The 9,361-nt window shown below is 46.6% G+C and carries 4 protein-coding genes; 2 read left to right on the top strand and 2 right to left on the bottom strand.

Annotated elements, in window-relative coordinates; translation table 11 throughout:
* Together F6J99_RS35825 and F6J99_RS35820 are read left to right on the top strand one after the other, a co-directional pair.
* The coding region (locus tag F6J99_RS35825; protein ID WP_293120334.1) for a GAF domain-containing protein at positions 1–3,242 on the top strand (3,242 nt) is incomplete at its 5' end.
* A gap of 46 nt (positions 3,243–3,288) precedes the next feature.
* Complete coding sequence (locus F6J99_RS35820; protein WP_293120332.1) at positions 3,289–6,498, top strand: response regulator; 3,210 nt, start codon at positions 3,289–3,291, stop codon at positions 6,496–6,498.
* Between the two features lie 162 nt (positions 6,499–6,660).
* Here the strand turns inward: F6J99_RS35820 and F6J99_RS35815 are convergent, their stop codons facing one another.
* The gene (locus F6J99_RS35815; protein ID WP_070392171.1) at positions 6,661–7,197 is read right to left on the bottom strand and encodes a hypothetical protein; all 537 of its coding nucleotides are present in this window, start codon (positions 7,195–7,197) and stop codon (positions 6,661–6,663) included.
* 492 nt (positions 7,198–7,689) lie between these two features.
* On the bottom strand, positions 7,690–8,181 hold the full coding sequence (locus F6J99_RS35810; RefSeq protein ID WP_293120330.1) for a hypothetical protein: 492 nt from the start codon (positions 8,179–8,181) through the stop codon (positions 7,690–7,692).
* Between the last annotated feature and the right edge of the window lie 1,180 nt (positions 8,182–9,361).

Here is a 9,361-nt window from a genome sequence, read left to right as displayed (position 1 = left end):
AGCCTATAGGCTCCTCTGAAGCACCTAGCAGTTCCAAACGCTCTGGGGGTCTTAAACTCAGCTTAAAAACTAAAGTAACATCATTATTCATCACCCTAGGCACTATTCCTGTGCTGCTGATTGGCTCTATTGCCTATAACTTAGCTAACCAATCTATTACCCAAGAAATTTCCCAAAATAACATTGCTAGGGTAGTTAGCCTAGAAGACAACCTCAAGGGCTTCATACAAGACCGCTATGCCGATATTCGAGTTCTAGCTACGCTCCCAGTTTTTACTAATTCCAGTCAACAGCAGACCAGCTCCCTTTCAGAAAGACAATCCCTATTATTAAACCGCTACGAAGACATTTACCAAGTCTACGACAGTATAGCTGTTTTCGACTTAACAGGCAAAGTGATTGCCAAATCTAATCAGACTCCGGTAGATAATCCCAGCTCCCGGTCTTATTTTGAGCAGGTGATCAAGACCAAACAACCGGCGATTAGTCAACCGATACACTCGGATGCGTCTGGTCAGTTATCCCTTTACTTAGCTGCACCGGTACTTGACGAAAATACACAAAAGCTGGTCGCAGTTATCCAATCCCGGATGCCCATCCAATACCTTCAAGATTCGATCAACCTGATGGGCAGCGATCGCGAAGAACTTTACTTAATCAATACCACCAACGGTAAAATTTTTCTCTCCAACCAAAGCAAGATCGTTAATCAGCCCCTAACCAAGGTATTCCCGGACGCCAAAGAACTGCTAACTGCTGATAAACCAAATACTCTAGTCACATCTGATCAGGTCAAAAAGCATCAGGATCTGCTAGCCTATACCCCCTTTCGTAAAATCAACGACTTACCTGACCTGCCCTGGGTAGCAGTCATGGCCACCCCAGATGCGATCGCATTTCTGCCCCAGCGGCAATTACTCCTGACCCTGACCCTCGGAACCTCCCTGACCACCTTATTAGTTGCTGCAGTAGCTGTCTATCTCGCTAACCGTTTGACCAGTCCCCTGTTAGCAGCTACCAACGCAGTGAAAGCCCTCGGCGAAGGGGAACTGGATACCCGTTTGGAGCTAGTGGGAACTGATGAGCTAGGGGTACTTGGGTCAAATATCAACCGCATGGCATCTCAGCTACAGACCCTAGTTGCTAACCAACAAGCTTCCCTAAACAAGGCCCAGTTATTTGCTGATGTTGTCACCCATGCTGCCAAACCTGATGAAAAAGCCCATGCCTTTGATTTAGTGGTTAATGCTGCTAAGGAAAAGTTAGCTGCTGAGCGGGTGGTGATCTATTATTTTGACCCAGGCTATCGGGGAACCATTGTGGCTGAAGCGGTAGACTCCCCTTGGCCAAAAGCGATCGCCAACGAAATCACCGATGCTTGTATTCCCAGAAAATTGCTGGAAGCCTACCGCAAGGGCAGGGTTGTGCCCACCAGTGATGTCCAAGCAGAGAAATATTCCTCGGGCCATATGCAGTTGTTGAACCGACTGCAAGTGAAGGCAAATCTGGTTGTCCCGATTGTGGGGGTCGATAATCTAATTGGCTTATTGGTAGCTCATCAGTGTTCTAGGACTCGGGTATGGCGCACCGATGAGATTGACTTTCTACAGGAATTAGCCACCCACTTAGGACTAGCTTTAAGCGGTGCCAGTCTCGCCACAGTGAAAACCGCTGAAGCCGACCGAGCTGGGCAAGTCATTGAGATTACCTCCCGTATCCGGCAATCCTTCACAGTCGAGGAAATCTACCAGTCAGCCACCAGTGGCATCCGAGAAGCTCTGAAAACCGACCGAGTTCTAGTCTATCTGTTTGACGAAAATTGGCAAGGAACCATTGTCGCCGAATCCGTGGGTCATGGCTGGCCGAAATCCCTAGGAGCAGAAATTGCTGACCCCTGCTTTGCCCACCAATATGTGGAAAAGTATCAGCATGGTAGAGTTAGTGCCTTGGATAACATTTACCAGGCCGACTTGAGTGATTGTTATTTGGGTCAACTTGAACCGTTTAAAGTCAAAGCTAACCTAGTCGCCCCCATCTTAGGGGAGGACAAATTACTGGGACTGTTGGTCGCCCATCAGTGTTCCGGTACCCGGCATTGGGAAGAATCAGACATCAACTTTTTCAGGCAGATGGCCATTCAATTGGGCTTTGCCCTTGAGCAAGCCAAGCTAGTAGAGCAGCTCAAACAAGCCCGCATTGCTGCGGAAGTAGTTTCCCAGGAGCAACAGCAACAACGGGAATCCCTACAGTTGCAACTGTTAGAACTGGTCAATAAAGTGGAAGGAGCTGCCCAAGGTGACCTCACGGTAAGGGCTGAGATCCTCAGTGGGGAAATTGGCACTGTGGCTGACTTCTTCAATGCCGTAATCGAAAGTCTACGAAGGATTGTTACCCAAGTCAAAACTGCTGCCACTGAGGTAAACCAGTCCGTTGGGGACAATGCTGGAGCTATTCATCAACTGTCTGAAGCCGCTCTCCAACAAACCCAGGAAATCACCAACACCCTAGATTCTGTGGCTCAAATGAGTCGTTCTATTCAAGAGGTAGCTTCTAACGCCCGCCAAGCCGCTGCCGTCGCTCATACCGCTGCCAACACCGCCCAAAGCGGCACCCACGCTATTGAGCGCTCTGTTACCAGTATTCTAATTTTAAGAGATACAATAGCAGAAACTGCAAAAAAAGTCAAGCGCCTTGGGGAATCCTCCCAGCAAATTTCCCAAGTGGTGGCATTTATTAACCAAATTGCCCTGCAAACTAACCTATTATCGATCAACGCTGGCATAGAAGCCGCACGGGCTGGGGAAGAGGGGCAAGGATTTGCAGTGGTTGCCGAAGAAGTTGGGGAACTCGCTGCTCGCGCTGCCACGGCCACTAAAGAAATTGAACAAATTGTAGACAACATCCAACAAGGTACCTCCGAAGTGGTAGAAGCCATGGAACTGGGAACTACCCAAGTGGTCGAAGGCACCTATCTAGTTCAAGAAGCCAAAGACAGTTTTGGTCAAATCCTCAACGTCTCCACCCAAATCGACCAATTCATTCAATCCATATCCCAAGCCACCGTTTCCCAAGCGGAAACCTCAAGCGCTGTGACAAACTTAATGAAAGACATTGCCCAAATCTCAGAACGCACCTACCAGTCAACAGAACATATCTCCGACTCCCTCCAAGACACTGTAAGTATTGCTGAAGAATTACAAACATCGGTTGGCAAGTTTAAAGTTGATCACAATCATGACTAATGACCACTAAGCACTAACTACTAACCCTAACCACTAACCACTACACATGTCACAGGACAAAGAACTGGAAATTCAGCTACAGTTTCTCGAAGAGGCAAAGGAATACTTAGATACCATTGAATCGGTGCTGCTGGGTTTAGCCAGCGCTGCCATTGATAATCAGAAAATGGATGGGATTCTGCGAGCGGTTCATTCTGTCAAAGGGGGAGCTGGGATGATGGGATATGGCACTTTGAGTCACCTAACTCACCGCTTAGAGGATTCATTTAAAGTTCTCAAGGCTAAGAAAAATGCGATCGCAATTGAAAACCAACTCGAAAGTCTACTCCTACAGGGGGTAGACTGTCTGCGCCAGGTACTCGAGATCAACCGCCAGGGCAATCGGGTAGACTCCCAATGGCTAGAAACCATAGCTAACCCAGTATTTGATCAACTGCACGAGATTCTAGGGGATCCGGTCGCAGATGATGCAACTACTATGTTAGGAGCAGAGGATGGCACTAATGTGACTGCCATGCTGTTTGAAACAGAAGTGGAAGGGTGTCTAGCTCGCCTAGAAGGGGTATTAGCAGACCCTGAAAGACCCTGCTTGCTAGAAGAAGTGTCCATCATGGCTCAAGAATTAGGCGGGTTAGGAGAAATGCTGCAGCTTGAGGCTTTTAGCCAGTTGTGCGAAGACATCAATCACCAGCTAGAAGCTGCCCCAGACCAAGTGGAAGCGATCGCCCAACAAGCTCTAATGCTGTGGCGGCAATCCCAGGCGTTGGTACTGGTTGGTCAACTGACTCATTTACCCTGCCGCCTCGAAGTTAGGGAGTTTCAGGAGAATGAAGGAGGAGTTACACACCCAGGGGTCGCACAGGAAGCTATATTAGTTGGGGAATTGGAAACCGATCAGCCAGAACTAGTCGGACAAGGGGATGAGGCATACCAGCAAGACCAGCAAGACCAGCAAAACCAGCAAGACCAGCAAGACCAGCAAGACCAGCAAGACCAGCAAGACCAGCAAGACCAGCAAGACCAGCAAGACCAGCAAGACCAGCAAGACCAGCAAGACCAGCAAGACCAGCAAGACCAGCAAGACCAAGGGGAAGTAAAGGTATTTCAATGGGTGGATAGCAATCTCAACATCTCTTCCCCCTCTGCCTTCTCTTCCCCCTCTGCCTTGTCTTCTCCCCCTCCCTTGTCTTCCCCCCCTTCCCCTGAACCGATCTTCCTGAGAGAGAAAAATCAGGAAGACTCCTCAAAAGACCCACACCAGGAAAATACTGTGCGCATTCCTGTGCGAAAGTTGGATCGACTCAATGACTTGTTTGGAGAACTGACTATCGAGCGCAATGGTCTTTCGCTGCAACTGGGACGACTGCGCACCCTAGTAGACAACCTCAGCCGCCGGGTCAAGATTCTCGAAGCCTCCAATCACAAGCTGCGCACATCTTATGACCAGATTGCCACCCCAAAAGGAATGACAGGAAGACAGGGGGATGGGGAAACCAACAAACCCGAGGGACTTTTCCTGCCATCTTCGGTATCTTCCTCTGTGTCCTCTGCTTCCTCTGCTTCCCCTGCTCCCCTAGCTATTACTGTTGAAGGGTTTGATGCCTTAGAGATGGATTCCTACAGCGACTTGCACCTGTTATCAAGGGAGGTGATGGAAACCATTGTTCAAATCGAAGAAGTCACCAGCGATTTGGAATTGACCCTAGACGATACTGATAGCATTGCCCATGAATTAAACAAAACTGCCAAGCAGCTGCAAACCAATCTCACTCAGGTTCGGATGCGTCCCTTATCTGATTTAGTGGGACGATTTTCCCGAGCTTTGCGGGACTTGTGTGTGGAGCATGGTAAACAAGTAGAACTGAAGGTAGTGGGGAAAGGTACCCTGATTGACCGCACCATCCTGGAAACCCTGAGTGACCCCCTAATGCATTTATTGCGCAATGCCTTTGACCACGGCATTGAAGACCCTAGCACCCGTCAGGCTATGGGGAAACCGCCGAAGGGAACTATTGAAATCAAAGCCACCCACAGGGGGAACCAGACCCAGCTTACCCTCCGTGATGATGGCAAAGGCATTAATTTAACCAAAATCCGAGCCAGAGCAGAGGAAATGGGATTAGACCAGGAGCTGCTCGCCAGCGCCAGTGACCAGGAATTGCTGTCCCTGATTTTTGAACCCGGATTTAGTACAGCTGATCAAGTCACCGACCTATCTGGTCGTGGTGTGGGGATGGATGTAGTGCGCAACAACCTCAAGCAAATCCGGGGGGATATCCGAGTCGATACCCAACCGGGTTGGGGAACGACTTTTACCCTCACCGTCCCCTTTACCCTATCGGTAGCACGCATCCTGCTAGTGGAAAGTAACGGCATGCTTTTGGCATTTCCCATCGATGTGATTCAAGAAATGCTGATGCTGAAATCCCAGCAAATATTAACTACCCTAGGCAACGAAGTTATCAACTGGCAAGGGAAAATGGTGTCCCTGATTCGCCTGAAAAAGTGGCTGAAATTTTACTGTCGCCGTCGGGTCACCACCCTAGAAGAAACCCCGAACATTAATGAACCTACTATTCTAATTATCAATCAAGCCGAGCAATTAATCGGCCTGTGTGTAGACCGCTCCTGGGGAGAGCGAGAAGTTACCGTGCGTCAAGTAGAAGGAACCCTAGGGTTACCTGATGGATTTAGCGGCTGTACCATTCTCGGCAACGGTCGAGTGGTTCCCCTGGTAGACGCCAATGCCATGGTACGCTGGATAATCAGTTGTCAGCGCACCAGTAACCTAGAGAGTTTATCCCCACAACATGGCTCCACCTCAAAGGGATTTGTGGAGCAACAACCTCCCTCGATCGGGATACAACCAAGTACCAAAGACACCATCTTAATCATTGACGACTCGATTAACGTGCGCCGGATGTTGGCATTGGGGTTAGAAAAAGCTGGGTATATTGTAGAACACGCCAAAGATGGTCAGGATGGGATAGAAAAACTGCTTCGGGGATTAGAGGTTAAAGCCATTATTTGTGACATCGAAATGCCCAGGCTGGATGGCTACGGCTTTTTAACTCGGGTCAAAGGAGAGCCAAGCTTAAAGACCTTACCCATTATTATGCTCACCTCCCGGAGTGGTTCTAAGCATCGCAAACTAGCTATGACTTTAGGTGCATCTGCTTATTTTTCTAAGCCTTACAATGAGCGGGAGTTATTGAAAACGTTAAATGAAATTATGGTAGAAGACCTATTGATTTAATATTGTTGGTAATATCATGTCCGGTTGACTACTTATCATTTTTAGTTGTTCGTCAATTAATAATTAACGATTTACCTAAAGACGAAGTGATTAACCGGACTCGACTCCATCGCTTATTTCGTCAAAGTTTCAGCGTTAACGAGGGTGCTATTGAGATCAGACTTAAAAAATAACTCTTCCTAGCTCAACTCCCCCAAACTCGACGATATTGCTTGAGCTTCTCCGAACCAGGGCAGTCTGCACATAGTAGTAGTAATTGAAATGGTCAAAGGTATGACCTGATTCACTACTGGTTGAACTTCCCTCGAAGGTATAAGCAGTTTCCCTTCTGGTATCCGAATTAAAAACTAATCCAGAGACAGTATTAACAGCACCATCACGCTTTCTAATGCGTCGTAGTGCTGCTGTGACACGAGCATTCGTACTTCTTCCCGTCGAATCACGGTAGGAAACACTAATGGTGTTGGCATTTTTAACATTAACAGACACTGGACAAATGACAGTAATTGAACCGGTTTTTTCTGGTTTGAACTTAATCCGTCCCGCCGTGATCAGATAAAGGTCTTGTTGTATAGCAGAATCAATGGGAACACATCCTGCTCCATCCATCACCCAATCAGGAACCTGAGCCAGGGCTTTACTAGCACCAAATGTTGTAGTCTGGGCCAATAACGCTCCGATTAATAGTGCTTTTTTCATGTTTATTTCCTCATCACAACTTGCTCAAGTCAATCTGGGATGCACCTATATAGTTATCACCCAAGTCTTTCCTTTTTACGCAAGAGGATAAATTTCACCTAGAGCAGGGGTGGAGGAATCAGAAAACTCACCCCCCATGCTCTCATACCTGATTAGATATACAGATATATACAGAGTATGCGTTCGCTAGCCAACGCCCTTCGGGCTAATCGCATAAGCGCGGAAGCTTAGCTTCCGGAGCGAAGCGTGGCCTTAGGCCAATCGCATAGGCTAGTTCTGCGTTGTTTATTTTGCGTTGTTTATTTTGCGTTGTTTATTTTGCGTTGTTTTTGAATGAGTACACACGGGTTTTGAGATCTCCTGCATCGATCCCTTTCCCCAAAAAAAAATAAGAGAGCCGTCTTCAAGCTCTCTTGATCATCAGGGTGCATCTACATAATCACAATATAGCAGATTTATTGAGGGGTGTCACCCCTCATATTAATCAGTAATTTACTCAACAGTATGAGTAGTCCATATTGGATTGGGATTGGGCTGATAAATTACAATGTTGCCATCATCCTGGAGCATGAGGTAAGCACCTAGACTGCCACTAGTACGAGAAGACCAAAGTGCCTCAGGGTATCCATAGGTAACAAGATTGCCATCATCCTGCATGATCGTTCTACTCACGGCTTTGCCCTTTTGCTCGTTATTCCACAAAGGGACTCCAGAACCGTTGTAGAGAACGAGGTTTCCATCTTCTTGCTGAATGAACTTGTATTGACCATTCGGAGAGGTTATGAAATCACCTCTTCTGAGTTCTTCACCTGGGTAAAGTGTAGTTTTAGCTAGTGCAGTGGCAGGGCTGGTTAGAAATAGTGTTGTAACCAAGCACAGTGCTACCAATAGCGTAATTAACAACTTCTTCATCAGATTCTTTTTAATCCCTAAGTCAGCTCTAAGATTTTCTTCGAGTATAGTAGCAAAAAATACAGAATTCACATCAAATCTAAAGCATTGCTCAAGTAATACAAGCTAACACAATGCTTAACATATAAATCAAAATAAAATCCATATCATCCCATGCCCTAATTTACCCATTTATCCCTATACCTAGGCTCAAATTGGATTGCGGAAGAGTTCCTGAGGGTCGAATATTCTCGAATCAATGATTAGTACAGGACTTATACACCAAGACCCTGAAAACCTGGTTTGTCTTATCAGTCAAAGGCTGAAATCGGTGTAATGAGCTTCAATCACTTGGTAGGACTTACGCAAATCCCTCAATTTAACGCTACTTGTAGGGTGGGCAAGGTTTTGCCCACCCTACCCATGGAGTCTGTGCGTAAGTCCTGACTTGGTTTGCGGCGTAAATCCGATCGGATTTGTCGAACGTTACGAATTCATAGGCTTTTTAAACAAATTTTAAGTTAAGCAAATTTCTCTGAACAGAGTCTACCAAAAATTCAGCCAAGTTGATACATTAATCATAGGCACACAAACCAATCGGAATTCAGGACTGTGCCTCCTGTCCTGAAGAAATTACAGCCCTAGAAACTTAGTCGTACAGATTAACAAGACATGTAGGGTAGGGTAGGCCTTAAATAACCATGAATGGGAGTAATTCAGTTTAATTCTCACCTACCCTAGACAACTAAAACCATGTCTAGCCCTAATTGGTCGATGTTTTAACTAGCTAGTGGTCATGATCTGAAGCATCTTTGTTCAGCGTCTTAGGCTAGCCAAACTGTTAAAACATCAAAAGCCAAACCACTCAGGAAAGTAAGTAATGGAGGAATATACTTTTTTGTTGAGCGTCGGCTGTAAGAATCTGTAAACCCTAGCTAGATATTTTGTTGAATAAGTATAACCATGAACCAGGTACCGTTACCTGGTTCATGTTAGTTTTAGCCACTATCAAAAGAAACCTAACACTTTACTAATTAGAACAGTGACCCCTTTTTCAGCTCGATCGGCCTCCCTTAGGGCGCGTTATGCTGCCCCTAATACACCAATCTAATATCAAGTCCGGTTCAATACCCATCATAAAAGTGTGGGGGCGACCGATGAAGGCGCTCAAAGGAGTGAGGATTCCGTAATCCTCCAAAAAGGCTAGGGTTCGAGCCTAGTTCCCACCCGAAGGGGCGTAATAAGATGGGTAACATCGGTTTTTTACACTACT

This window comes from Moorena sp. SIO4G3 (assembly GCF_010692305.1).
GTDB lineage: Bacteria > Cyanobacteriota > Cyanobacteriia > Cyanobacteriales > Coleofasciculaceae > Moorena > Moorena producens_A.
This window is presented reverse-complemented; position numbering and strand designations above follow the sequence as displayed.

Coding starts and splice junctions, on each gene's coding strand:
- F6J99_RS35820 (WP_293120332.1), top strand. CDS start 3,289: ATGTCACAGGACAAAGAACTGGAAATTCAGCTACAGTTTCTCGAAGAG.
- F6J99_RS35815 (WP_070392171.1), bottom strand. CDS start 7,197: ATGAAAAAAGCACTATTAATCGGAGCGTTATTGGCCCAGACTACAACA.